This window comes from Massilia sp. TWP1-3-3 (assembly GCF_049897805.1).
Classification (GTDB): domain Bacteria; phylum Pseudomonadota; class Gammaproteobacteria; order Burkholderiales; family Burkholderiaceae_D; genus Telluria_A.
This window is the reverse complement of sequence record NZ_JAFCWX010000006.1, coordinates 51,829-73,930: the sequence shown is the minus strand read 5'-3', so window position 1 is coordinate 73,930 and position 22,102 is coordinate 51,829. Positions and strand designations below refer to the sequence as shown.

At 61.7% G+C, this 22,102-nt stretch carries 21 protein-coding genes and 1 tRNA gene; 2 read left to right on the top strand and 20 right to left on the bottom strand.

The features are described 5' to 3' along the window. Window positions 1-18: 18 nt before the first annotated feature. The 5 genes from ACP7D4_RS07670 to ACP7D4_RS07650 form a co-directional block, all read right to left on the bottom strand. The gene (locus ACP7D4_RS07670; RefSeq protein WP_426103412.1) at window positions 19-1,065 is read right to left on the bottom strand and encodes an aldo/keto reductase; all 1,047 of its coding nucleotides are present in this window, start codon (window positions 1,063-1,065) and stop codon (window positions 19-21) included. Beyond that, complete coding sequence (locus tag ACP7D4_RS07665) at window positions 1,052-2,104, bottom strand: quinone-dependent dihydroorotate dehydrogenase (RefSeq protein WP_426208491.1); 1,053 nt, start codon at window positions 2,102-2,104, stop codon at window positions 1,052-1,054. Before ACP7D4_RS07665 ends, ACP7D4_RS07670 begins: the two co-directional genes overlap by 14 nt. A gap of 63 nt (window positions 2,105-2,167) precedes the next feature. Then, a complete protein-coding gene (locus ACP7D4_RS07660) occupies window positions 2,168-2,896 on the bottom strand; it encodes an arginyltransferase (protein ID WP_426103270.1) in 729 nt (242 codons plus the stop codon). Window positions 2,897-2,979: 83 nt separating this feature from the next. Then, window positions 2,980-3,708 (bottom strand): leucyl/phenylalanyl-tRNA--protein transferase, encoded by a 729-nt coding sequence (aat, locus tag ACP7D4_RS07655; protein WP_426103269.1) that lies wholly within the window; start codon window positions 3,706-3,708, stop codon window positions 2,980-2,982. Continuing rightward, on the bottom strand, window positions 3,705-4,295 hold the full coding sequence (locus ACP7D4_RS07650) for an NUDIX hydrolase (protein WP_426208489.1): 591 nt from the start codon (window positions 4,293-4,295) through the stop codon (window positions 3,705-3,707). The genes aat and ACP7D4_RS07650 overlap by 4 nt, the downstream gene beginning before the upstream one ends. A 172-nt stretch (window positions 4,296-4,467) precedes the next feature. Here ACP7D4_RS07650 and ACP7D4_RS07645 point away from each other — a divergent pair. After that, window positions 4,468-4,544: transfer RNA gene (locus ACP7D4_RS07645), tRNA-Met, on the top strand. 86 nt (window positions 4,545-4,630) lie between these two features. Here the strand turns inward: ACP7D4_RS07645 and ACP7D4_RS07640 are convergent. Beyond that, entirely contained in the window at window positions 4,631-5,644 is a 1,014-nt protein-coding gene (locus ACP7D4_RS07640) for a MerR family transcriptional regulator (protein WP_426208618.1), read from the bottom strand. 82 nt (window positions 5,645-5,726) lie between these two features. Next, complete coding sequence (locus ACP7D4_RS07635) at window positions 5,727-6,617, bottom strand: DNA-3-methyladenine glycosylase family protein (protein ID WP_426208487.1); 891 nt, start codon at window positions 6,615-6,617, stop codon at window positions 5,727-5,729. 128 nt (window positions 6,618-6,745) lie between these two features. Between ACP7D4_RS07635 and ACP7D4_RS07630 the strand changes: the two genes are divergently transcribed. Then, window positions 6,746-6,880: a hypothetical protein gene (locus ACP7D4_RS07630; protein WP_426103266.1), complete on the top strand. Its 135-nt coding sequence runs from the start codon at window positions 6,746-6,748 to the stop codon at window positions 6,878-6,880. A gap of 255 nt (window positions 6,881-7,135) precedes the next feature. Here the strand turns inward: ACP7D4_RS07630 and ACP7D4_RS07625 are convergent, their stop codons facing one another. From ACP7D4_RS07625 to ACP7D4_RS07565, 13 genes are all read right to left on the bottom strand, one after another. Continuing rightward, window positions 7,136-8,209, bottom strand: a complete 1,074-nt coding sequence (locus tag ACP7D4_RS07625; protein ID WP_426208486.1) for a M48 family metalloprotease — start codon at window positions 8,207-8,209, stop codon at window positions 7,136-7,138. A 16-nt stretch (window positions 8,210-8,225) separates the two neighbouring features. Beyond that, window positions 8,226-8,675, bottom strand: coding sequence for a dUTP diphosphatase (dut, locus tag ACP7D4_RS07620; RefSeq protein ID WP_426208484.1), 450 nt, complete (start codon window positions 8,673-8,675; stop codon window positions 8,226-8,228). Between the two features lie 4 nt (window positions 8,676-8,679). After that, window positions 8,680-9,897 (bottom strand): bifunctional phosphopantothenoylcysteine decarboxylase/phosphopantothenate--cysteine ligase CoaBC, encoded by a 1,218-nt coding sequence (gene coaBC / locus ACP7D4_RS07615; RefSeq protein WP_426208482.1) that lies wholly within the window; start codon window positions 9,895-9,897, stop codon window positions 8,680-8,682. A gap of 13 nt (window positions 9,898-9,910) precedes the next feature. After that, on the bottom strand, window positions 9,911-10,423 hold the full coding sequence (lspA, locus tag ACP7D4_RS07610; protein ID WP_426208481.1) for a signal peptidase II: 513 nt from the start codon (window positions 10,421-10,423) through the stop codon (window positions 9,911-9,913). An 18-nt stretch (window positions 10,424-10,441) separates the two neighbouring features. Beyond that, a complete protein-coding gene (ileS, locus tag ACP7D4_RS07605; RefSeq protein WP_426208616.1) occupies window positions 10,442-13,258 on the bottom strand; it encodes an isoleucine--tRNA ligase in 2,817 nt (938 codons plus the stop codon). Between the two features lie 226 nt (window positions 13,259-13,484). Next, a complete protein-coding gene (locus tag ACP7D4_RS07600; protein WP_426208479.1) occupies window positions 13,485-14,456 on the bottom strand; it encodes a bifunctional riboflavin kinase/FAD synthetase in 972 nt (323 codons plus the stop codon). Window positions 14,457-14,577: 121 nt separating this feature from the next. Then, the gene (locus ACP7D4_RS07595; RefSeq protein WP_426103258.1) at window positions 14,578-15,816 is read right to left on the bottom strand and encodes a tetratricopeptide repeat protein; all 1,239 of its coding nucleotides are present in this window, start codon (window positions 15,814-15,816) and stop codon (window positions 14,578-14,580) included. 65 nt (window positions 15,817-15,881) lie between these two features. Beyond that, the gene (locus ACP7D4_RS07590; protein WP_426103256.1) at window positions 15,882-16,313 is read right to left on the bottom strand and encodes an ExbD/TolR family protein; all 432 of its coding nucleotides are present in this window, start codon (window positions 16,311-16,313) and stop codon (window positions 15,882-15,884) included. A 72-nt stretch (window positions 16,314-16,385) separates the two neighbouring features. Further along, window positions 16,386-16,826 (bottom strand): ExbD/TolR family protein, encoded by a 441-nt coding sequence (locus ACP7D4_RS07585; RefSeq protein ID WP_426103254.1) that lies wholly within the window; start codon window positions 16,824-16,826, stop codon window positions 16,386-16,388. A 5-nt stretch (window positions 16,827-16,831) separates the two neighbouring features. Further along, window positions 16,832-17,770: a MotA/TolQ/ExbB proton channel family protein gene (locus ACP7D4_RS07580; protein ID WP_426103252.1), complete on the bottom strand. Its 939-nt coding sequence runs from the start codon at window positions 17,768-17,770 to the stop codon at window positions 16,832-16,834. An 83-nt stretch (window positions 17,771-17,853) separates the two neighbouring features. Beyond that, window positions 17,854-18,516, bottom strand: a complete 663-nt coding sequence (locus ACP7D4_RS07575; protein WP_426103250.1) for an energy transducer TonB — start codon at window positions 18,514-18,516, stop codon at window positions 17,854-17,856. Between the two features lie 691 nt (window positions 18,517-19,207). Continuing rightward, window positions 19,208-20,734, bottom strand: a complete 1,527-nt coding sequence (locus ACP7D4_RS07570) for a SpoVR family protein (protein ID WP_426208478.1) — start codon at window positions 20,732-20,734, stop codon at window positions 19,208-19,210. Between the two features lie 13 nt (window positions 20,735-20,747). Then, entirely contained in the window at window positions 20,748-22,016 is a 1,269-nt protein-coding gene (locus ACP7D4_RS07565; RefSeq protein ID WP_426103248.1) for a YeaH/YhbH family protein, read from the bottom strand. Window positions 22,017-22,102 lie beyond the last annotated feature (86 nt).

The window sequence follows — 22,102 nt, the reverse complement described above, 5'->3', positions numbered from 1 at the left end:
TGTCGTTCAGTGCCGAGGCTATGCCCCCGGATTCGTTATCCGCGCATGAATCCCATCAATCGCATCAACCACTTCTGCCGCCAGCACCACGCTGGCCGCATCGATATTTTCCTTCAGCTGCGCCAGGCTGGTCGCGCCAATGATGGTCGAGGCCACGAACCAGCGTGAATAACACCACGCCAGCGCCATCTGCGTCGGCGTCATCGCGTTCGCCCTGGCCAGTTCAACATAGTCCTTGACCGCCGCCAGCACGCTTGGCCGCAAATAGCGCGGACTCCAGTTGGCGGGAAAAATCGTCAGCCGTCCCGACGCTGTCGGGTCATCGAGATACTTCCCGCTCAGCTGCCCGAACGCCAGCGGGCTATACGCGAGCAGGCTCACTTCTTCGCGATAGCAGGTTTCGTTAAGCAAGCTGGTTTCAAAACTGCGCGCGGTCAGGTTGTACAAATTCTGGATCGTGGCAATGCGCGGCAGGCCCTTGGCCTCGGCCTGCTTGATGTATTCGCTCACGCCCCATGCGCTTTCGTTGGATACGCCGATGTGTCCGATCTTGCCTTCGTCAATCAGCTTGCCCAGCACGGCCAGCGTGTCTTCAATCGCCACGCAGCTGCGCTCCTTGGCCGGCTCGAATGCGGTCGCGCCGAAAATCGGCACGTTGCGGCTCGGCCAGTGGATCTGGTACAGGTCGATATGGTCGGTCTGCAGGCGCGCCAGGCTGGCCTCGACGGCGGCGCGGATATTGACTGCATCGAGGTTGTTCTTGCCGTTGCGGACCCAGTGCATCGCCGCGTTGGGACCGGCCACTTTGGAGGCCAGCACGATCTCGCCGCGCCGGCCGCTTTTTTTGAGCCACGAGCCGATGAAGCGCTCGGTGGCACCCTGCGTCTGCGCGCGCGGCATGACCGGGTACATCTCGGCGGTATCGATGAAGTTGATGCCGCGTTCAAGCGCGTAATCGAGCTGGCTGTGGGCGTCGGCCTCGCTGTTTTGCTCGCCGAAGGTCATCGTGCCAAGGCATACCTTGGATACTTCCAGCGCCGTGGCGCCCAGCTTACGCTTGTCCATCTTGTCCTCCAATCGCTTGCGCGCACTCGCGCACCAACCCCGGGCCGGCGTAAATGAGGCCGGTGTACAGCTGCACCAGCGAGGCGCCCAGCTTCATTTTGACGCGCGCATCGTCGCCATTCATGATGCCGCCCACGCCGATGATCGGCAGCGCGTCGCCCATTTCGCGCTTGAGCGCGCGGATCACGATGTTCGACAGTTCGAACACCGGTTCGCCCGAGACGCCACCCTGTTCGTTCCCGTTGCGCACGCGGTCCACCGTGCGATGATTGAGCGTGGTGTTGGTGGCGATGACGCCGTCGATCTTGTGGCGCAGCAGCGTGTCGGCGATGTTCTTGATCTGCTCGGCGTCGAGGTCGGGCGCGATCTTGAGCGCCAGCGGCACGTAGCGCTTGTGCTGGTCCGACAGGCGCAACTGGGCCTGTTTGAGCGTGGCGAGCAGCGCGTCCAGTTCCGAGGCGCCCTGCAGCTGGCGCAGGTTGGCGGTATTGGGCGACGAAATATTCACCGTCACGTAGCTGGCGTACGGATAGACCTTTTCAAGGCAGTGCAGGTAGTCGTCGACCGCATTCTCGATCGGGGTGGCGGCGTTCTTGCCGATGTTCAGGCCCAGGATGCCTTCTTTATTTTGATAAAATTTCGACGACTGCACATTGGCGACAAACGCATCGACGCCGCCATTGTTAAAGCCCATGCGGTTGATAATGGCGCGCTTGGCCGGCAGGCGGAAGATGCGCGGCTTGGGGTTGCCCGGCTGCGCGCGCGGCGTGACGGTGCCCACTTCGATCGATCCGAAACCGAGTGCGGCCAGCGCGTCGATGTAGGCGCCGTCCTTGTCCAGCCCGGCGGCCAGGCCGACCGGATTGGGAAAGGTCAGGCCCATCACCACGCGCGGATCCGGCGCCGCCTTGCGCAGCCTGGCCGTCAGGCCCAGCGCGTGCGCCTTGCGCAGCGCAGGCAGGGTCAGGTTGTGCGCAGCCTCCGCATTGAGCGAAAACAGCAGGGGACGGGTCAGGGCGTACAACAATTTTTCAGACATGGGCCACTCGGGTTGGTGCGGGTGCAGCATTTTACCTTGTACCGCGGCAACAGCCCAGTCCGCCTATCGGTCCAGCACGCTCCAGGCACCGTCGATGCGTGCTTCGAGCGGCTTGAAATTGATCTTGTAAGCCATCTTGGGGCTTTGCTCGATCCAGTAGCCCAGGTACACGTACGGCAAGACCAGTTCGCGCGCCTGGGCGATCTGCCACAACACGTTGTAGGTGCCGAACGAGGCGCCGGCCAGGTCGGGGTCGAAAAAAGTGTAGACCGACGACAGGCCGTCGGACAACACGTCGATGATGGAGACCATGCGCAGCACGCCTTCAGGGTCGCGAAATTCAACCAGCCGCGTGTTGACTCGGCTTTGCAGCAGGAACTGGGCGTACTGGTCGCGGCTGTCCTGGTCCATGCCGCCGCCTGCGTGGCGCGTGGTCTGGTAGCGCAGGTAGAGCGCGTAATGTTCGTCCGAAAAGCTCAGGTTGGCGACGCTGGCGACCAGCGCCGCATGGCGCGTCCAGGCCCGGCGCTGGGCGCGGCTGGGCTTGAATTCGGCGGTGCGCACGCGCACCGGAATGCAAGCCTGGCAACCGTCGCAATACGGGCGGTACGTAAAAATGCCGCTGCGCCGAAAGCCGTTTTTGACGAGCTCGGAATACACGTCGGCGTTGATCAGGTGCGAAGGGGTGGCCACCTGGGACCTGGCCTGGCGCGCGTCCAGATAGCTGCAAGGGTAGGGCGCCGTGGTGTAGAACTGCAGCGTCGAGAAGGGCAGGTCATTTAAGTGGGCCATGCATGAGCTTTCAAGGCGACGTGGTTGCTTCCTCTGGCGTCCATTGTATCGAAACTTTGGCGTCTTTACCGCCTTTACCGTCTTTACCGTATCGCGCGCAAGCGGGGCGGCAACTCCCATCCGGACACCGCCCCCTGCCCGATGGCGATGCGCAAATGGTGCAAAAAGGCAGCGCGCGCGATGGGTGCGGCGCCAAGCGACGCCAGATGCCCGGTCTCTTGCTGGCAATCGATCATCGTCACGCCTTGGCTGCGCAAAAAGTCGACCAGGAAAGCGAGCGCGATCTTGGAGCCGTCGGTCACGCGCGCGAACATTGATTCGCCGTAGAACATGCGCCCGATGCACACGCCGTAGGCGCCGCCGACCAGTTCGCCATCGAGCCACAGTTCGGACGAGTGCGCGTAACCGAGCGCGTGCAGGCCGGTGTAGCCGTCGATGATGTCTTCCGAAATCCACGTACCGGGCCCGTCCTTGCGGGGCGCGGCGCAGGCGCGCATGACGCGCTCGAAGGCGCTGTCGAACTTCACTTGCCAGCGGCCATGCTCGGCCATGCTGCGCTCGACCCGGCGCAGCGCCTTGCGCAGGCTGTCGCTGACCTTGAAGTCGGCGGTTTTGAGCACCATGCGCGGGTCCGTACTCCACCACAAGATGGGCTGGCCTTCGGAAAACCACGGGAAGATGCCGCGCTGATAGGCGGCCAGCAGGCGCTCGGGCGACAGGTCGGCGCCGGCCGCAAGCAGTCCCGGCGCGTCCAAGGTCAATGCTTCGGACACGTCGGGAAAGGGCGAGTGGGTCTCAAGCCAGGGGATCATGAGTCTTTCGGCAGGCTCGCTATGCGCATGGGGTGCGTGATGTCATGGGTGTGAAAGCCGAAGCCGGCACCACTCTCCTTGATTTGGACGCAGTCGGCAAAAAACAGTTCCAGCGTCTTGCGGATCGTGGGGAAGGCCAGGTCGTCCCAAGGAATTTCATGTTCGGCAAACAGTTGCACATCCAGGCTTTCAATGCCGGCCTTGAAGTCCAGGCTGCGCAAACGCGCCAGGTAAAACAAGTGCACCTGGTGCACCTGGGCCACGTTCAGCAGGCTGAACAGTTCGCCGATCTCGATGTCGGCGCCCGCTTCCTCCTCGGTTTCGCGCACGGCAGCCTCGGCTGTCGTTTCATTGTTTTCCATGAAGCCGGCCGGCAAGGTCCAAAAGCCATGGCGCGGCTCGATGGCGCGCTTGCACAGCAGCACGCGGATGCGGCCGTCTTCATCCCACACGGGGATCGAACCGACCACCAGCTTGGGATTGTGATAATGGATGGTCTCGCACTGGGCGCAGACGTAACGCGGGCGGTTGTCGCCTTCGGGAATTTGCAGCACGACCGGGTAGGCGCACTCGGAGCAGAATTTCATATGTGACCGTCAGTTGGATTTTCGCCTACTTTACACCGATTGCGCGGGGCGTGGCGGTTCGAGAATGCGGCGAAAGGGCGGCGGCACCGGATTTTTCGTGCTGCTATCGCACATTGAAGATAGATTGATATTGCCTAAGACGGAAAACGCCCGTATAATCACTGCATACAGACGCGGGGTGGAGCAGTCTGGCAGCTCGTCGGGCTCATAACCCGAAGGTCACAGGTTCAAATCCTGTCCCCGCAACCAAATTCCAAAGCCGCTGAATTCGCAAGAGTTCAGCGGCTTTTTGGTGTCTGGGGCGGTTGCCCTTATGCTGCTCTGTATGCCACAGGCTAGCCGGCCACGGCCGCCCGTATGAACATCAGCAATTCGTCAGTGACAAAGGTTCCCGTCTTTAGCCCCGCTTCCTTTTCGTGCGCTTCCCGGATTTTCATATGTGTAGCAGGATCTTGCCCTGCATACGAACAAAACAGTTCCATCCACTCGCCCGCCAGTAGCTTCGATGCGGGATCAAGCGGCGACGCGCCCGTGGCGATATGCGCGCGCACCTTGGCGATCAGCGGTCCCCACTCCTGCATGCGGACGGGATAGTTGGCCTTCATAAAAGCAAATTCATCCGGGCTCAGGTATTTTTGATACAGACCCAGGCGCCACGCGCTGAAGGACGCCTTGACGTAGTCCCCCAATTCGGCGGTGATGCCGTTTCGCGCCCGCGCCGCCGGTTCGTTATCCTGCATCGCATTCAGGCGCACCAACTGCTGCGCGTCGCCGCCAGTGTCGCGCTCAAGCATCGCCATCCAGGTGCGTGCTGCCTGCTGCACCTCGGGCGTCTCCGGCGGCGTGCCTGCATCGCGAAACGCGTGCATGCGCGCGACCATCGCATCCCATTCGGCGATACATTCCTCGCTGCCGTTAAAAAACGGCAGGCGCTCGCGCTGCTCTTGCGTAAAATATTTATCGTACATGGTCATCAGCTCCAAAGTAGTCAGCCAGTCGGCCAGCGCCGGCTCCTCGTCGGCGGCCAGCTGGCGCTTTAGGCGCGTGAGCTGGTCGCGCAAGACGCCGGCCTGTTCGATCTGGCGCGTGAGCGCGGCGATCTGCTGGTCGACGATGGCGGGGAGGCGGGAGCCGGGATTGGCCAGGAAAGTGCCGATGTCGGCCAGCGCCACGCCAAAACGCCGCAGCGCCTGGATCTGGTGCAGGCGCGCGATGTCATCGCGGTTGTAGAGGCGGTAGCCGGCATCGGTGCGCGTTGAAGGACGGAGTAGGCCGATGCTGTCGTAGTGGTGAAGCGCGCGCACCGTCAATCCCGACCGTTTCGCCAGCTCGCCAATTTTCAGATGCATCATGCGGTGTTCCATGCGGTGCTCCATCTTTGCTCCATGTCTTCAACGTAAAGCCAGTGTGAAAGCTGACGCGGCGTGAGGGTCAAGCGTTTTCTGTCGTGGGCGGATGCAGGCTGGCCCACAGGTGGGCGGCGGCCATGGTCCGGTGCGGCGCATAGCGCGCCAGCAACGCTTCGGTGCGCGCAATGTCCGGTTTTGCCACTTCGCCAAGCAGCAGCTGGAAGGCGGCGCGAATCGCCACGTCGCCATGCAGCGAGCAGTCGGCATAGCCGTAGCCGCGCAGCAGCGCATAGTTGACGGTCCATGGACCGATGCCTTTGACGGCCAGCAGCGCAGCGCTGACCTGCGCGACGTCGGCGCTGCGATCGAGCACCAGGCTCCCGCTGTCGACCAGGCGCGCCAGGCGCAGCAGCGTGTCGGCCTTGGCGCGCGAAAATTTGCGCGTGGTGAGCTCTTCCGGCGCGAGGCGGGCGACGTCGGCCGCCTCCGGATAGCACCACAGGCCGCTGGCGTGGGCGCGCCCGGCCTGGGCGATGAAGGTGCGCCGCAGCGCGATGGCGAACGTGAGGTTGATCTGCTGGCCGATGATGGCCCAGGTCAGCGCTTCGAAAATCGTTGCCGACTGCACGATGCGCAGACCGCGCTGGCGCTGCACCACGGGGCCGAGCAGGGTGTCGGCGCGCACGGCGTTTAGAAACGGCGCGGGGTCGATGCGCAGCGCGAGGATATTGAGCAGCGCATCGTCGACCTGGTCCAGAGCCGCAGGCGTGAGCACGCCGTCGGCGTCGACCGTGCAGCGCGCCGCGCCGCTCGCAAGCGCGACGTCGAGCAGCACCGGCACGCCGTCGATCAGCACGCCCTTGCGGATGCGCTGCGGCTGGACTTTTTCGGCCAGCGCTTCGCGGTCGCGGCTGTGAAAGGCGAGGATGTCGTCGCTGCGGTAGTCATCCGGTAGTGGAATCGACCTGGTCAAGTTGGAGGCCTATGGACTGTTGCATGAGAGCGGGACGATACCATGCCCGTACCACGCGTGGCATGTCCGCTGTGAAATGGCTGCGGCGTCGAATATACTGGTGGTTTAGACCAGCATACGGCGCGATGATGAGCAATGATACGAAAAATGACGACGGCTCGCCCAAGTTCGGCAAGCTGCTTGTGGTGCTGGTGGGGGCGGTGGTGTTTTGCGGGGTGCTGACGTGGGTGATGGGGACGTATTTCCCGAATTTCCCGAGCTAAAGGCGGTTTTGCCGGCACTTTTCCTTCAGCTGCTTGCTTGTTGCGGCCGCAGTTGTTACGCATGTTGTGCAACCATCTAACTGCACAACCATCGCCAATTTTTGCCTACGCGAACACCCAAACAACATCGTCCTCGCGTATGCGGGGATCCATCGAACAGGTCAACTGAGCAACTGTTCTATGGGTCCCCGCGTGCGCGAGCACGATGTGCTGTGCTGCATCGTGGCCTCTTTCGCGGCAGCCTCGTGCCCCGGATTACTGCGTCTTCTTGTTGCCCTTGGCCTTGATGTCCGCGCTGGTTTTTTCAATCGCGGCCAGGCGCGCCGCGGTGGCGGGGTGATTGGCCACATAGCTGTTGAGCACCGTGGCTGGATAGGTCGCCGCCAGGCGCTTCCAGAACGGCGCCGCGGCGTCGATGCTGTAGCCGGCGCGCGAGAGCAGGTACAGGCTCAGGCCGTCGGCCACGGCGTCCATCTCGGCCGGCGTGGCCTTGATGCCGGCGCTGCCGATGAGCATGGAACTGTCCGGGCGCACATGGGCCAGGTTGTCGATCATGCTCGAAAGCGTGCCGGTGCTGCGCATCAGCGTGGGATGGTTCAAGATATTGTGCGCCATGCCCTTGGCCAGCAGCACCGCCACTTCGGCGTCGGACTGGGCAAAGTGCAGCATGCCGCGCGTGACCATGACGCGATTGCCGTCAGCGTAGGAATTGATGTTGTCGGTGTTGCCAAGCTCGATCAGAAAGCCGCAGGCGCGCGTGACCGGAATATTCAGTTCGCGGTTCTTGCCATCGCGTTCGATCTGCATGTCGAGCGCCGCCTTGGAGGCCACCAGCGGACCGAATACGGCGCCGGCCGAACTCGACGCGTTCGGACCGGTCGGGAGCAGCCTGCCGTTGGCTGAGATCAGGTCGTCGCCGCGGCGCAAACCGGCGCGCGCCGCGCCGCTGCCGGCCAGTACGCCGGTGACCTGCAGCCGCTCGCCCATGCCAAAGGCCACTTGCGCCGCCTCGTTGTATTCACCCGGGTACCAGTAGCGGTTGCGGGCCGTGAAGCCGAGCAGATTGCGCGCATGCGCCTTGCATAGTTCGGCGTTGTTGATCAACAGCGGCGCCGCCACGCGGTACAGGCGGTCCTGCATCGCGGCCAGCTTGGTGAGCGAGTCGGCCGCCGCCGCCACTTTTGGCGAAATGACCGGGGTGGTGTCGACCGGCACGCTGGGCGCGACGACCGGCCCGGTGTGGACCGGCGCGATCGTTTCGCACGCCGACAGCAGCAGAGCGACCAGGATTGCCGGCGCAGCCGGGCGCAGACCGATGAATCGGGTCATAACATTCTCCATATTTTTATTGTTTGCCGGTGCTGCCGAAACCGCCCGCACCGCGTTCGCTTGTGTCGAATTCATCGACGATATTGAATCCCACCTGCAGAACAGGCACCACGATCAGTTGCGCCAGCCGCTCCATGGGGGTGAGGGTGAAGGCGCTTTGTCCGCGGTTCCAGGTCGACACCATCAGTTGCCCCTGGTAGTCGGAGTCGACCAAGCCTACCAGATTGCCGAGCACGATGCCGTTCTTGTGGCCCATGCCGCTGCGCGGCAGGATCATGGCCGCGTAGCGAGGATCGGCCAGGTGAATGGCCAGGCCGGTGGGAATGAGGACCGTCTGCCCCGCTTCGATGGTGAGCGGCGCGTCGATGCAGGCGCGCAGGTCCAGGCCCGCGCTGCCTTCGGTGGCATAGGCGGGCAGCAGGTCTGTCATGCGCGGATCGAGGATCTTGATGTCTATCGTTTTCATGGTCTTATTTGAGCAAGGAGCGTTGTTCGAGGCGCTTGGCGATCTCGGAAATGAGCTGGCGCGCCAGGGTCAGCTTGTCGGCGCGCGGCAGCACGGTGTGGCCGCTCTCGTCGAACAGGATGATCTCGTTATCATCCTGCCCGAAGGTGTGGTGGCCGATATTGCCCACCAACAATGGAATGCCTTTTTTCTCGCGCTTGGTGGCGCCATAATCCAGCAGGTTTTCCGATTCGGCGGCAAAGCCGACGCAGTACGGCCAGCCTGAAATCGACGTGGTCGCCGCGACGTCGGCCAGGATGTCGGCGTTCTGCGCGAATTCGAGTGTCGGGATGGCGCCATCCTGCTTTTTCATTTTCTGGTCGCTGGCGTTGACGACGCGCCAGTCGGCCACGGCGGCCACGCCGATGAACACGTGCTGGCCCTTGAGCTGGGCCATCACGGCGTCATGCATCTGCTGCGCGCTTTGCACATTGGTGCGGCGCACGCCGTGGGGCGTGGCCAGCGCGGTCGGTCCCGACACCAGCTGCACGTCGGCGCCCGCTTCGCGCGCGGCGCGCGCAATCGCGTAACCCATCTTGCCCGACGACAGATTGGTGATGCCGCGCACCGGATCGATGGCTTCAAAGGTCGGGCCGGCCGTGATCAGGACGCGCTTGCCGGCCAGGACCTTGGCCTGGAACGAGGCGACCAGTTCATCGAGCAGGTCGAGCGGCTCGAGCATGCGGCCCAGGCCCACTTCGCCGCAGGCCTGTTCGCCGGCGGCCGGGCCCAGGATGCGCACGCCGTCGGCGCGCAGCTGCTTGGCGTTGCGCTGGGTTGCCGGGTTCTGCCACATCTCGACGTTCATGGCCGGCGCGATCAACAGCGGCACCAGGTGCGGGCGCGCCAGGCACAGCGTCGAGAGCAGATCGTCGCACACGCCGTGCGCGAGTTTGCGCATGAAGTCGGCCGAGCAGGGCGCGATCAGCACCGCGTCGGCGCCGCGCGTCAAGTCGATGTGGGCCATGTTGTTGGCCACGCGCGCGTCCCACTGGTCGGTAAAGACCGGGTTGCCCGACAGGGCCTGCATGGTGACGGCGGTGATGAAGTGGCTGGCCGCTTCGGTCATGACGACGTGCACGGTGGCGCCTTCGCGGGCCAGCGCGCGGCACAGCTCCGCAGCCTTGTAGCAGGCAACGCCGCCGGACAGGCCGAGCACGATTTTCTTACCTTTCAAATCCATCGGCATGGTTCCTTCAATTTTTGTTCACGCGCCGCAGCTCGTCGTAGATGAACAGGACCGCGCCAAGGAAAATGGCGCTGTCGGCGACATTAAAGGCCGGGAAGTGCTGGCCCTTGACGTGAAAGTCGAGAAAGTCGATCACGTGCCCGTACAGCGCCCGATCGATCGCGTTGCCGATGGCGCCGCCCATGATCAAGGCCAGCGCCCAGCAAAACAGGCGCTGTCCGGAATGCTTCTTGAGCATGTACAAAATGGCGCCGACGGCAATGAGCGCGATGGCGGTGAAAAAGTAGCGCTGCCAGCCCGGCTGGTTGTTCAGAAAGCCGAAGGCGGCCCCCTTGTTATAGGCCAGCACCAGGTTGAAGAACGAGGTGATCGCCTTTTCTTCGCCAAAGGTGAACAATTTGGCGATCGTGATCTTGGTGAGCTGGTCGATCAAGATCACGATGGCGGCCACGCCCAGCCACGGCAGCAGGCTGCCGCCGGAGGACTTGGAGGTGGAGAACAGCTGTTTTTTGCTTGCCATAGATGTGATTATTATCGTTTATACAAAGGCGCGTTTTTGGCCGCTGCCAAACAGGTTGCTCACGCAGCGCGCGCACAGGCCCGTGTGCTCGGCGTGGCTGCCCACGTCGGCCCGGTAGTGCCAGCAGCGCTCGCACTTCGGTGCGGCCGACGCGGTCACGGCAATCGTTTCGTCGGCTTCTGCCGCCACTTCGCTCACTTGCGCCTGCGAAGTGATGAACAGGAACTTGAGGTCGTCGTCCAGGCTGGCGAGCAGCTGGTACTTGGCGCTAGCAGCCTGGATGGTCAATTCGGCCTGCAGCGACGAGCCGATGGCGCCGGAGACACGCAACTCTTCCAGTTGCTTGGTCACGTCGGCGCGCACCGCGCGCAGCGCCGCGTATTTTTCCAGCAGCGCCTCGGCGCCGTCGATGGCCGGCAGAGCCCAGAAGGTCTGGGTGAAGATGGTCTCGTCGCTGGCGGCGAACGCTTCCGGGCTGGCAAACACGGCCCACGCTTCTTCGGCCGTAAAGGAGAGCATCGGCGCCATCACGCGCAGCAGGCTTTGCGTGATGTGCCACAGCGCGGTCTGGGCCGAGCGGCGCGCCGGCGCATCCACCGCGGACGTGTACAGGCGGTCCTTGAGGATGTCGAGGTAAAAGCCGCCCAGGTCTTCCGAGCAGTAGTTTTGCAAGCGCGCCACGACCGGATGGAATTCGTAGCGTTCGTAGTGGGCGGCGATGTCCGCCTGCAGCGCGGCCATGCTGGCGATGGCGTAGCGGTCGATCTCGACCAGGTCGGCCACCGGCACGGCATTGCTGGCGTAGTCGAAGTCGGACGTGTTGGCCAACAGGAAGCGCAGCGTATTGCGGATGCGGCGGTACGACTCGGTCACGCGCTTGAGGATCTCTTCGGAGATCGACAGCTCGCCCGTGTAGTCGGTGGCGGCCACCCACAGTCGCAAGATGTCGGCGCCCAGCGTGTCGGAGATTTTCTGGGGCGCCAGCGTGTTACCCAGCGACTTGGACATTTTCTTGCCTTCGGCGTCCACCGTGAAACCGTGCGTGAGCAGGGCTTTGTATGGCGGGCAGCCGTTCAACATCGACGACGTCAGCAGCGACGAATGGAACCAGCCGCGGTGCTGGTCCGAGCCTTCCAGGTACAGGTCGGCCGGAAAGCGCGATTGCGCCGCGTGCGAGCCGCGCAGCACGGTCTGGTGGGTGCAGCCGGAGTCGAACCAGACGTCGAGCGTGTCCTTGTTCTTGACGTACATGTCGGCGTCTTCACCCAGCAAGTCTTTTGGCTCGACCGACAGCCAGGCGTCGATGCCGCGCTCCTCGAACATTTTGGCGACCTGTTCGAGCAGCTCGGGCGTGCGCGGGTGCAGCTGGCCGGTTTCCTTGTGCAGGAAAAAGGCCATCGGCACGCCCCACTGGCGCTGGCGCGAGAGCGTCCAGTCCGGACGGTTCTCGATCATGCCATGCAGGCGCGCCTGGCCCCAGTCAGGGAAGAACTTGGTCTCGGCAATGCCTTTCAAGGCTGTTTCGCGCAGCGATGGACCGCCGTCTTTGGGCGTGTTGTCCATGCTGGCGAACCACTGCGACGTGGCGCGGTAGACGATCGGGGTCTTGTGGCGCCAGCAATGCATGTAGCTGTGGTCGAACATCTTCACCTCGAACAGCGCGCCGGCAGCGGTCAGGGCGCTGCAGATCGGCTTGGACGCTTCCCAGATGGTCATCCCGCCAAACAGGGGCAGGGTGGACGCAAAGCGGCCGTCCCCCATCACCGGCGTGAGGATGTCATCGTCCTGCATGCCGTGCTCCTTGCACGAGATGAAGTCTTCCTGGCCGTAGGCGGGCGCCGAGTGCACCACGCCGGTGCCGCTTTCGGTGGTCACGTAGTCGGCCAGGTACATCGGCGAGAGGCGGTCAAAGAAAGGATCGGCCGCGTGCAGCGGGTGCTTGAAGGAGATGCCTTCGAGCGCCGCGCCAAGGCAGGTGGCGATGACTTTACCTTCGAGCTTGTAGCGCGCCAAGCACGACTCGGCCAGGTCTTGCGCCAGGATCAGGAACAAGGGCTTGCCGCCCCGCGCCGTTTCCACCAGCGCGTAGGTGACTTCCGCGTTCGCGTTGAGCGCCTGGTTGGACGGGATGGTCCAGGGTGTGGTGGTCCAGATGACGACAAAGCCGTCGCCGGCCGGCATGGCGGGCAGGCCGAAAGCGGCCGCCAGTTTGTCAGGCTGCGCGAACGGGAAGCCGACGTCGATTGCCGGGTCGCGCTTGTCCTGGTATTCGACTTCCGCTTCGGCCAGCGCCGAGCCGCAATCGAAACACCAGTTCACCGGTTTCAAGCCGCGGTAGACATAGCCTTTGTCGAGCAGCGTGCCGAGCGCACGCAGTTCGTCGGCCTCGTTCTTGTAGGCCATGGTCAGGTAAGGGTTGTCCCATTCGCCCAGCACGCCCAGGCGGATGAAGCCGGCGCGCTGGCGGTCGACCTGCTCGAGCGCGTAGGAGCGCGCTTTGGTTAGCACTTCGGCGGTCGGCAAGCCTTTGCCGTGCAGTTTTTCGATCTGGATTTCGATCGGCATGCCGTGGCAATCCCAGCCCGGGACATACGGCGCGTCAAAGCCGGCGATGGTGCGCGACTTGACGACCATGTCCTTCAAAATCTTGTTGACGGCGTGGCCCAGGTGGATGTCGCCATTCGCGTACGGCGGGCCGTCGTGCAGGATGAACATCGGGCGGCCCTTGGCGGCCTTGCGTACGCGCTCGTAGATTTTTTTGTCCTGCCATTGCTTGACCCAGCCCGGTTCGCGCTTGGCGAGGTCGCCGCGCATCGGGAACGCTGTGTCGGTCATGTTGACCGGGTATCTGGAGGCAGGTTTAGCTTCTTTTTTGCCCGCACGCGGGGCGTTTGCGGTCGGTGCGGCGGCGGCGTTGGTGCTGGCGTGGACTGGCTGGTCTGGCTTGGTATCGGACATATTTTTCTTCAAAGGTGTGTATCTGGGTATTCGGGGAGCGGCGCACGGCGCGCGCAGGGGTGTGGTGGCAAAGTCGGCGGCAAAGCCGGCGTCAAAGTCGGCGTCAAATTCGGTCGGTGGCGGTGAGGGCGCCTGCACGCCGGCGGAACCAGGCGCGCGCCTGTTCGCCGTCGCGCGCGATGGCTTCGGTCAGCGTGGCCAGGTCGGTGTATTTTTCTTCGTCGCGCAGCTTGGCGAGAAATTCAACCTGCACCACCTTGCCGTAGCAGGACGCGTTGAAGTCGAAGACGTGCACTTCGAGCAGCACGCGCCCGCTGTCGTCGACCGTCGGGCGCACACCCAGGCTGGCCACGGCAGGGAGCGGCTGCTCCGCCAGTCCGTGCACCTGGACCACGAAGATCCCGGCCAGGGCGGGGCGGTGCGCCACGCGCAGGTTCAGCGTCGGAAAGCCGAGCGTGCGGCCAAGCTTGGCGCCGTGGATCACGTGGCCGGATATTTTGTAGGAGTGGCCGAGCAGCTCGCGGGTCTGGGCAAAGTCGCCGCCGGCCAGCGCCGCGCGCACCGCCGAGGACGAGACGCGCTGCGCGCCGAGCAGCACCGTGGGCAGCGTCTCGACCTGAAAGCCGTGGCGCGCGCCCGCCTCCTTGAGCATGGCGACGGTGCCGGCGCGCCGGGCGCCGTAGCAAAAGTCGTCGCCCACCATCAGCCACTTGACGTGCAGGCCATCGACCAGCACGCGCGACGTAAAGTCGTCCGGCGCGATGGCGGCAAACTGGGTATTGAAGTGTTCGACGATGACGCGGTCGATGCCCGCGCTTTCCAGCGACTGCAGCTTGTCGCGCAGGTTCGCGATGCGCTTTGGCGCCTTGGACATGTCGCCCGAGCGGCGCGCGAAAAATTCGCGCGGGTGCGGCTCGAACGTCATCACGGCCGCCTCGATTCCCAGCCGGCTTGCGTTCTCGCGCACGCGCGCGAGCAGGGCCTGGTGGCCGCGGTGGACACCGTCAAAATTGCCGATCGTAAGCGCGCACGGCGCGCGTGCCCTGTCGTTGGGAAGTCCGCGAAATACCTTCATGGGCTGGGGTACAAGAACCTTGTGATGAAACTATGGAAATAGAGATTATACGGTCAAAGCTAAAAAGCGCTGCCTGCAAGATGCAGGCAGCGCTTTTAGCGAGGCACGACCGCAGGAACGATCAAGCCATCGGGCGGTTGATCGCCAGGATCCAGTAGCGGGCGATTTCGGCGGTGCCGTCCTTGCCGCCGACCGATTTCAAGGTCGTAATCGCTTGCGCCTTCTTGCCCGCTGCGGCGTAGGCTTCGCCCAGGCGCAGTTTGGCGTCTTCAGGCTGCTTCAGGCCGCCGGCCTTGATGGCGTTTTCCATCATCTTCAGACCCTTGTCGGCTTGGCCGGACTGCACCAGGCCGTAACCGAGGTTGAGCAGGCCGTTGTTGTCGGCGGCCTTGGTCAGCGTGGCTTCTTCGGTGGCCAGATTCTTGGCCGCATCGGCCAGGTTTTTGTCGGCCAGGTCTTTCAGGCGCTGGTGGCGCGGCGCATCGGGACCCACGCCCAGCACGCCGTCCTTGTAACCCTTGGCAAGGATCTTGACCGCTTCGCCGGGGGCGCCGTCACGCAGCACCAGCTGGGCCAGTTCCATGAACTCGCTCGGCTTTTTCAGCAGGTTGTTGGCCAGTTGCAGGCGCAGCACGTCGGTGTTCAGGCGCGACGAAAAGCCGGACTTGGCCTTGACGCGGTTCAGCAGGTCAGCCCAGTAACTTGGCTGCGGATAGTACTGCGCCAGCTTTTCAATGGTATTGACGTAGCCGTCCTTGTCGCCCTTCATGTTTTGTAGGTTGGCCAGCATCTTGAGCTGGTCTTCCTGTGGCGAACGGCCGGCTTTTTCAGCGTTGCGCAAGTCGTTTTGCAGCAGGCGCATGGCTTCGCCTATGTTGCCCATGGAAACATAATTCTGGATCAGGTAGCCGCGCAGACGGGCGTCGTCGCCTTTGGCGAGCGCCTTGTTGATGGCGGCGTTGGCTTTGCCGTATTCGCGGGCGCGCATGTAAATGCCGACCAGGCCTTCGGAAAATTTATTGCTTTCTGCGCCAGACAGCTTGCCCGAATTGATCAGGTATTCAAAAGCGCGGGCGGCCGTATCGTAGTCGCCGGAGGAGGAAGCGGCGGCGGCGCGCACGCGCTCGACCAGATAGGCTTCGTTGTCCGATTTTTTCATGCCGTCGAGCTTGCGCAGCTCGTTCATGGCGCCCTTGGCATTACCTTGGGACATCATTTTTTGGGCGGCTTGCAGTGGGCCGCCGATTTCCGGACGCACCGTTTCAGCGTGCGCGGTGGACAAGCCGATAACCGGGCTGACGGCGGTAAAACCGAGTGCGGCCAGAGCGAGGCCGAGATGTGCGAGGCGTGACTTGATCATAGGAAATCTTTCAATCAAAAAGAAACGGCAGGGGATACCTGCCGTTCGTCTATCAACAATAGCGCTTACTGGAACTGTTCGTTGCCGACCATGCCGATCTTGGTGACACCAAGACGTTGGGCAGTAGCCATGACGCCAGCCACATACTTGTAAGACACCAGCTTGTTCGGACGCAGGTGAACTTCGGCCTGGTCTGCTGTGGCTGCAACGGCCAACATTTTTGCTTCCAGAGCCTTACGGTCAGGAACAACTGCGCCGTCCCACAGGATCGTACCGTCAAAGTCAACGTCAATGGTAATGACGACTGGCTCTTTGGTCGGAGGCGGTGGCGTACCGACAGGCATGTTCAGGTTGACCGAGTGTTGCTGCTTCGGAATGGTGATAATCAACATGATAATCAAGACCAACATCACGTCGATCAAGGGAGTCATGTTCATTTCCATCATTGGTTCCGGATCCGCGCCTGGGGCGGAAGAAGAACCGACATTCATACTCATGGTATTTCCTTTCTAATGTTGGGACCCGCAGCGCGCGGGGCAGGTGTCACCACCGCGCGCTACCGAAGGACGTTACTTACTGCCAGGAGTCTTATCTGGCGGTTCGGTAATGAATCCGACCTTCTGGATACCAGCACGTTGTGCCGTGTAGATCACCTTGCCGATGAACTCGTAGCGTGCTTCTTGATCGCCACGGACGTGCACTTCAGGCTGCGGCAGCTTGACCGATTCCTTCTTCAGGAAATCGAACAGTTCGTTCGTATCGGCCAGGCGCTTTTGGTCGAAGTACATGTCGCCATCTTTGTTGACCACAATGTTGACCGTGGTCGGCTTTGGCTTCAGTGCCTGGTTGGTCTCGGAAGGCAGCGAAATCTTTTGCAGCTTCAGAACAACCGGGCTCGTAATCAGGAAGATGATCAGCAGAACCAACATGATGTCGACTAGCGGCGTCGTGTTGATTTCTGACATGACCTGGTCTTCTTCTCCGCTATCGGAGCCGACGCTCATGGACATGGTGATTACCCGATCTTTTTAGCGCCGGCAGCGCGGCCAGCTTCGCTGGTCGACATGGCGCCAGAGATCAGGACCGAGTGAACGTCGGCGCTAAACGAGCGAACATCTTCCATTGCCGACTTGTTGCGGCGAACCAGCCAGTTGTAACCCAGAACAGCAGGAACGGCGACGAACAGACCGAAGGCGGTCATGATCAGCGCTTCACCCACGGGACCTGCAACCTTGTCGATCGATGCGTTACCCGACATACCAATGGCGGTCAGTGCATTGTAAATACCCCATACGGTACCGAACAGACCGATAAACGGCGAGGTCGAACCAACGGTTGCCAGGAACGACAGGCCATCTTGCAGACGCGACTGGACTTTTTCAACAGCGCGGGCGATCGACATCGTCACCCAGGTCGACAGATCGATCTGCTCTAGCAGGGCGCCGTCGTGGTGCACGGTAGCCTTGGTGCCGGTTTCAGCGATGAAGCGGAATGGGCTGCCTTCTTTCAGCGAAGCCGAACCTGCGGCGATCGACGAAGCTTTCCAGAATTTCTGCTGGACTTCAGCGGATTGCTTGAAGATTTTCATCTGGTCGATCAGTTTGGTGATGATGATGTACCACGAACCCATGGACATCAGCGACAGGATGATCAGCGTGCCTTTGGAAACGAAGTCGCCTTCGGCCCACAGTGCGCCGATGCCATACGGGTTGCGCACTTCTTCTTTGACTACCGGTGCGGCTGCGGCTTCTGCCGGCGCAACTGCTGGTGCTGCGTCGGCGGCGGCCGGCGCTGCTGCTGGTGCTGCCATTGGATCGGTTGCGGCCGCTGCTGGAGCGGAAGCTGCCGGTGCAGGAGCGTCAGCGAAGGCTGGTGCGGAAACCAGCGCTGAAGCTGCCGTAACCGAAAACAGGACAGCCGCCAAAACAGCGGACAAACGGGTATTCTTAAACATGCTTCCTCCAAATTTATAAAATAATCAGTTCGCTGAACATGATGACAACGAAAATCACGGTGTGAGGCTGAGCGCCTCGGTTTTTATTCCAGCGTCCACTGGTACTGTACTGGCTGCCAAACTTGTTCCGGCTTGCCGTCGACCATCGCAGGCTTGAAGCGGCATTTGCCGATCGCTGCCTGAGCGGCCTTGTCCAAGTCCCGGAAGCCGCTGGACTTGGTAATCTTCGAGTCGACCATGCGGCCATCGACGCCGATCAGGAACGACACGGTGACGGTGCCAGTTTCTTCATTACGCAGCGAAGCTTTTGGATACTCCGGTTTAGCGCAAGTATTGAAGTCTGCCACTGCTGCCGTCCGAACCGGGTTCGGGTTGGCGGGAGCGGCCGGTGCTGGCGCTGCCGGTGCCGAAGGGCGTGGCAGTTCAGTGGTTGCCGGCTTGACGTTGGTCGCGTTGGCGATCGCGGTCTGAACCGGTGGAGGTTGTTGCACGTTCACTTCGACCGGCGGAATGAATGGAGGCGGCGGCGCCTTCATTTCCGGCGGCGGCGGCGGCGGCGGCACTTCCTTCGGTGGAGGAGGCTTGACTTCCTCAATGATCTTGGTTTCAACAGCATCAGCCATTTTCGCGACCATGCGGGTGCCCAGACCAGAGACTATGCCCCAAGCAACCAACGCGTGAATCAAGATGACGACTGCAATGCCAGTGAAATTCTTCCCGGGGTTCTTCTCGTGCGAAAAATTCATGCCTGCTTTCTCCAATACCAACTCTTTTTGTAGCGACTAAACCCACAAAACACGACGAAACCTTGAGCCGTATCCGGGACGTCGGCGAATTATACCTACGTATTCATTTTTTACCATCCCTTTTTTGCACCTCCAAATCGGTTCGATTCATGGGGAGAAGCGGGTGCCGGAGTGGGTCTTTTCGCTCCGACCTGCACCTTCTGATAAAAAAATCAATACCCGGCGACCGCACCATTCTGGAGCATTCCTTCTAACCGCAGATAAAACGGTCGCATTCAGTATTGTGTGATGTTTCAACGGACCGAGGCGACCAATGCCGAACATAGTTTGCAGGCGCCGTGGCGTTTGTGCTAACAATAACTAGTTTCAGCAAGGCGGGGCGTTCTATTGACCGTCATCCGGGCGGACCAGTCAGGCGCATAAAAAGCGCCTGCGACACTGACTTTGCCGACGCTTCAGTGCGCGCTGTCGGGACTGGCTGGATCTCCTCAGCTATGCGGCTAGGGAATGACGGTCATCACGATCGCAATATAGCATATTGACGGACCCTGCCTAGTGTTTTTTGCGCGAGCATGGCAAATCTTCTTGCTTGACTCTGGCATGCAGGGCGGCAGGGGAGTTCGTAGTGTTGTTGCGAAGTCATATCAACAGCGAACGGGCCGCGAAAGCGGCCCGAAGATGGGGAAGGAGGTCAGTTGCGGTTGCGTTTTTCGCGTTTGCATTCCAGCGTACTAACCACGTTACCGTCAGGATCGACGGTATCGAGTCGCACGTCGAAGCCCCACAGGCGCGCCACGTGCTTGAGCACCTCCTGCGCCTGGCCGTTGAGCGGGCGGCGCTGGTATTGGGCGTGGCGCAGCGTGAGCGCCCTGTCGTCGCGGGTATTGACTTGCCAGACCTGGATGTTCGGTTCGCGGTTGCCCAGGTTGTACTGGTCGGCCAATTTCTGGCGCACGTCGCGGTAGCCGCGCTCGTCGTGAATGGCCGAGATGGTCAGCTTGTCGTTGCTGTCATCGTCGAGCACGGCAAAAAAGTGGAAGTCGCGGATCAGCTTGGGCGAGAGGTATTGCGCGATGAAGCTCTCATCCTTGAAGTTGCGCATGGCAAAGTCCAGCGTCTTGCGCCAGTCGCTGCCGGCAATCGCAGGGAACCATTCGCGGTCCTCGGGCGTAGGGTCTTCGCAGATGCGGCGGATGTCGGTCATCATGGCGAAGCCGAGCGCATACGGATTGATGCCGCTGTAATGCTGGCTGGTGGCCGGCGGCTGATAGACAACGTTGGTATGGCTTTGCAGGAATTCGAGCATGAAACCGTCGCCGACGACGCCTTCCTGGTACAGCTCCTGCAAGATAGTGTAGTGCCAGAAGGTGGCCCAGCCTTCGTTCATCACCTGCGTCTGGCGCTGCGGATAAAAGTACTGGGAAATCTTGCGCGTGATGCGGACCATCTCGCGCTGCCAGGGTTCGAGCAGCGGTGCGTACTTCTCGATGAAGTACAGCAGGTTTTCTTCGGGCTCCGGGGGAAAGCGGGGCGCGGCGACGTCGGCCAGTTCTTCGTCGCGCCGCGGCACCGTGCGCCACAGCGCGTTCACCTGCGACTGGGCGTACTCTTCGCGTTCTTTCTGGCGCGCATTTTCCTGGGCCATCGACAGCTTGGCGGGCCGCTTGTAACGATCCACGCCATAGTTTTGCAGGGCGTGGCAAGAGTCGAGCAGCAATTCGACGGCATCGATGCCATGCCGCCGTTCGCATTCGGCGATGTAGTTCTTGGCGAACACCATGTAGTCGACGATGGCGTCCGCATCGGTCCAGGTGCGGAACAGGTAATTGCCCTTAAAGAAGGAATTGTGCCCGTAGGCGGCATGGGCGATGACCAGCGCCTGCATCGTCAAGCTGTTCTCTTCCATCAAGTAGGCGATGCAGGGATTGGAGTTAATGACGATTTCGTAAGCCAGGCCCATCTGGCCGCGCTTGTAGCTCTTTTCCGTCGACAGGAAATGCTTGCCAAAGGACCAGTGGTTATACGACACGGGCATGCCCACTGACGTGTAAGCGTCCATCATTTGCTCGGCGGTGATGATTTCGAGCTGGTTGGGATAGGTGTCCAGGCCAAAGGACTTGGCCACGCGGCGGATTTCTTCGTGCGCATGCTCGATCAGGTCGAAGGTCCACTCCGACTGTTCGGGCAGGGCGCGCGGATGTTTTGGATCTCTTGGCATCATGCCCCCTGGTCTATTTGGCCTGCTTTTTGAACAGTTCGCGGAAGACGGGATAAATGTCGGCCGGCGTGACAATCTTTTGCATGGCGAAATTCTGGTGATGGTCGCCGACCTCGGCGTACTGCTCCCACAGGTTTTGCGGCGGCCCGTCGGTAATTTCCACGTAGGTGTAATACTGCACCGCCGGCATGATGGTGTTGACGAGCAACTGCTTGCACAGCACCGAATCATTGTCCCAGTTGTCGCCGTCGGAGGCCTGGGCCACGTAGCTGTTCCATGCGCCGCTGCCGTAGCGCTCGCTGATCACCTTGCTTAGCAAATGCAGCGCCGACGACACGACGGTGCCGCCCGATTCGCGCGAGTGGAAAAATTCTTCCTCGTCCACTTCGGCCGCGGCCGTATGGTGGCGGATGAAGACGACCTCGATCTTGTCGTAGGCGCGTTTTAAAAACAGGTACAGCAAGATGAAAAATCGCTTGGCCGTGTCCTTGCGCGACTCGTCCATCGAACCGGAAACGTCCATGATGCAAAACATCACGGCCTGGGTCATCGGCTTGGGTACCTTCACGCGGTTGCTGTAGCGCAGGTCGAACGGGTCGATGAAGGGAATCGCCAGCAGCTTGGTATGCAGGTGATGGATCAGGTGCTTGAGCTCGATGACGCGCGCATCGTCGAGCGGTATGCCTTCTTCGATCAGCGCGACCAGTTCGCGTTCGGCATGCAGCAAGGACTTGCGCGACGTGCCGCCCACGGCGATGCGCCGGCCCAGCGCACCGCGCAGCGAACGCAGCACGTGGATGTTCGATGGCGTGCCCGACATATTGTAGCCGGCGCGCTGGTTCTTGAATTCGGTGGTGGCGGTCAATTGGGTCTTGACCATATTCGGCAGCTCAAGATCCTCGAAGAAATAATTCATGAATTCTTCGCGCGACAATTCGAAAATGAAATCGTCTTCCGATTGCTGGTCGCTGTTGCCGGCCTTGCCGCGGCCCGCACCGCCGCCGCCGCGCGGCCGGTTGAACTGGTCGCCCTTCTGGTATTCCTTGTTGCCGGGGTTGATGGTTTCCCACACGCCACCGTGGGCGTGGCCAAAATTCGGCTCATTCACATCCTTGACGGGAATCGATACTTTCTCGCCACTTTCGATATCGGTGATCGAGCGGCCCTTGATGGCACGCCCGACAGCGTCCTTGATCTGGCTTTTGTAACGCCGTAGGAAGCGCTCGCGGTTGATCGCAGACTTGTTCTTGCCTTGCAAGCGTCGGTCGATGAGATAGGTCAAAACGGGCCTCCTGCCTTAAACCGTTTACTTCGCGCGCATCGCGCCGCTGTGCAAGCGGGCGGTGCGCGGCCGCGTTGGCGTACCGC

What these genes read in the sequence shown, in the direction of transcription:
- aat (WP_426103269.1), bottom strand. Translation starts at nt 3,708, where the DNA reads ATGATCCCCTGGCTTGAGACCCACTCGCCCTTTCCCGACGTGTCCGAA.
- coaBC (WP_426208482.1), bottom strand. Translation starts at nt 9,897, where the DNA reads ATGGATTTGAAAGGTAAGAAAATCGTGCTCGGCCTGTCCGGCGGCGTT.
- ileS (WP_426208616.1), bottom strand. Translation starts at nt 13,258, where the DNA reads ATGACCGACACAGCGTTCCCGATGCGCGGCGACCTCGCCAAGCGCGAA.
- ACP7D4_RS07585 (WP_426103254.1), bottom strand. Translation starts at nt 16,826, where the DNA reads ATGTCCATGAGCGTCGGCTCCGATAGCGGAGAAGAAGACCAGGTCATG.
- ACP7D4_RS07575 (WP_426103250.1), bottom strand. Translation starts at nt 18,516, where the DNA reads ATGAATTTTTCGCACGAGAAGAACCCCGGGAAGAATTTCACTGGCATT.
- ACP7D4_RS07630 (WP_426103266.1), top strand. Translation starts at nt 6,746, where the DNA reads ATGAGCAATGATACGAAAAATGACGACGGCTCGCCCAAGTTCGGCAAG.
- ACP7D4_RS07625 (WP_426208486.1), bottom strand. Translation starts at nt 8,209, where the DNA reads ATGACCCGATTCATCGGTCTGCGCCCGGCTGCGCCGGCAATCCTGGTC.
- dut (WP_426208484.1), bottom strand. Translation starts at nt 8,675, where the DNA reads ATGAAAACGATAGACATCAAGATCCTCGATCCGCGCATGACAGACCTG.
- ACP7D4_RS07660 (WP_426103270.1), bottom strand. Translation starts at nt 2,896, where the DNA reads ATGGCCCACTTAAATGACCTGCCCTTCTCGACGCTGCAGTTCTACACC.
- ACP7D4_RS07670 (WP_426103412.1), bottom strand. Translation starts at nt 1,065, where the DNA reads ATGGACAAGCGTAAGCTGGGCGCCACGGCGCTGGAAGTATCCAAGGTA.
- ACP7D4_RS07580 (WP_426103252.1), bottom strand. Translation starts at nt 17,770, where the DNA reads ATGTTTAAGAATACCCGTTTGTCCGCTGTTTTGGCGGCTGTCCTGTTT.
- ACP7D4_RS07650 (WP_426208489.1), bottom strand. Translation starts at nt 4,295, where the DNA reads ATGAAATTCTGCTCCGAGTGCGCCTACCCGGTCGTGCTGCAAATTCCC.
- ACP7D4_RS07570 (WP_426208478.1), bottom strand. Translation starts at nt 20,734, where the DNA reads ATGCCAAGAGATCCAAAACATCCGCGCGCCCTGCCCGAACAGTCGGAG.
- ACP7D4_RS07590 (WP_426103256.1), bottom strand. Translation starts at nt 16,313, where the DNA reads ATGAGTATGAATGTCGGTTCTTCTTCCGCCCCAGGCGCGGATCCGGAA.
- ACP7D4_RS07665 (WP_426208491.1), bottom strand. Translation starts at nt 2,104, where the DNA reads ATGTCTGAAAAATTGTTGTACGCCCTGACCCGTCCCCTGCTGTTTTCG.
- ACP7D4_RS07595 (WP_426103258.1), bottom strand. Translation starts at nt 15,816, where the DNA reads ATGATCAAGTCACGCCTCGCACATCTCGGCCTCGCTCTGGCCGCACTC.
- lspA (WP_426208481.1), bottom strand. Translation starts at nt 10,423, where the DNA reads ATGGCAAGCAAAAAACAGCTGTTCTCCACCTCCAAGTCCTCCGGCGGC.
- ACP7D4_RS07600 (WP_426208479.1), bottom strand. Translation starts at nt 14,456, where the DNA reads ATGAAGGTATTTCGCGGACTTCCCAACGACAGGGCACGCGCGCCGTGC.
- ACP7D4_RS07640 (WP_426208618.1), bottom strand. Translation starts at nt 5,644, where the DNA reads ATGCATCTGAAAATTGGCGAGCTGGCGAAACGGTCGGGATTGACGGTG.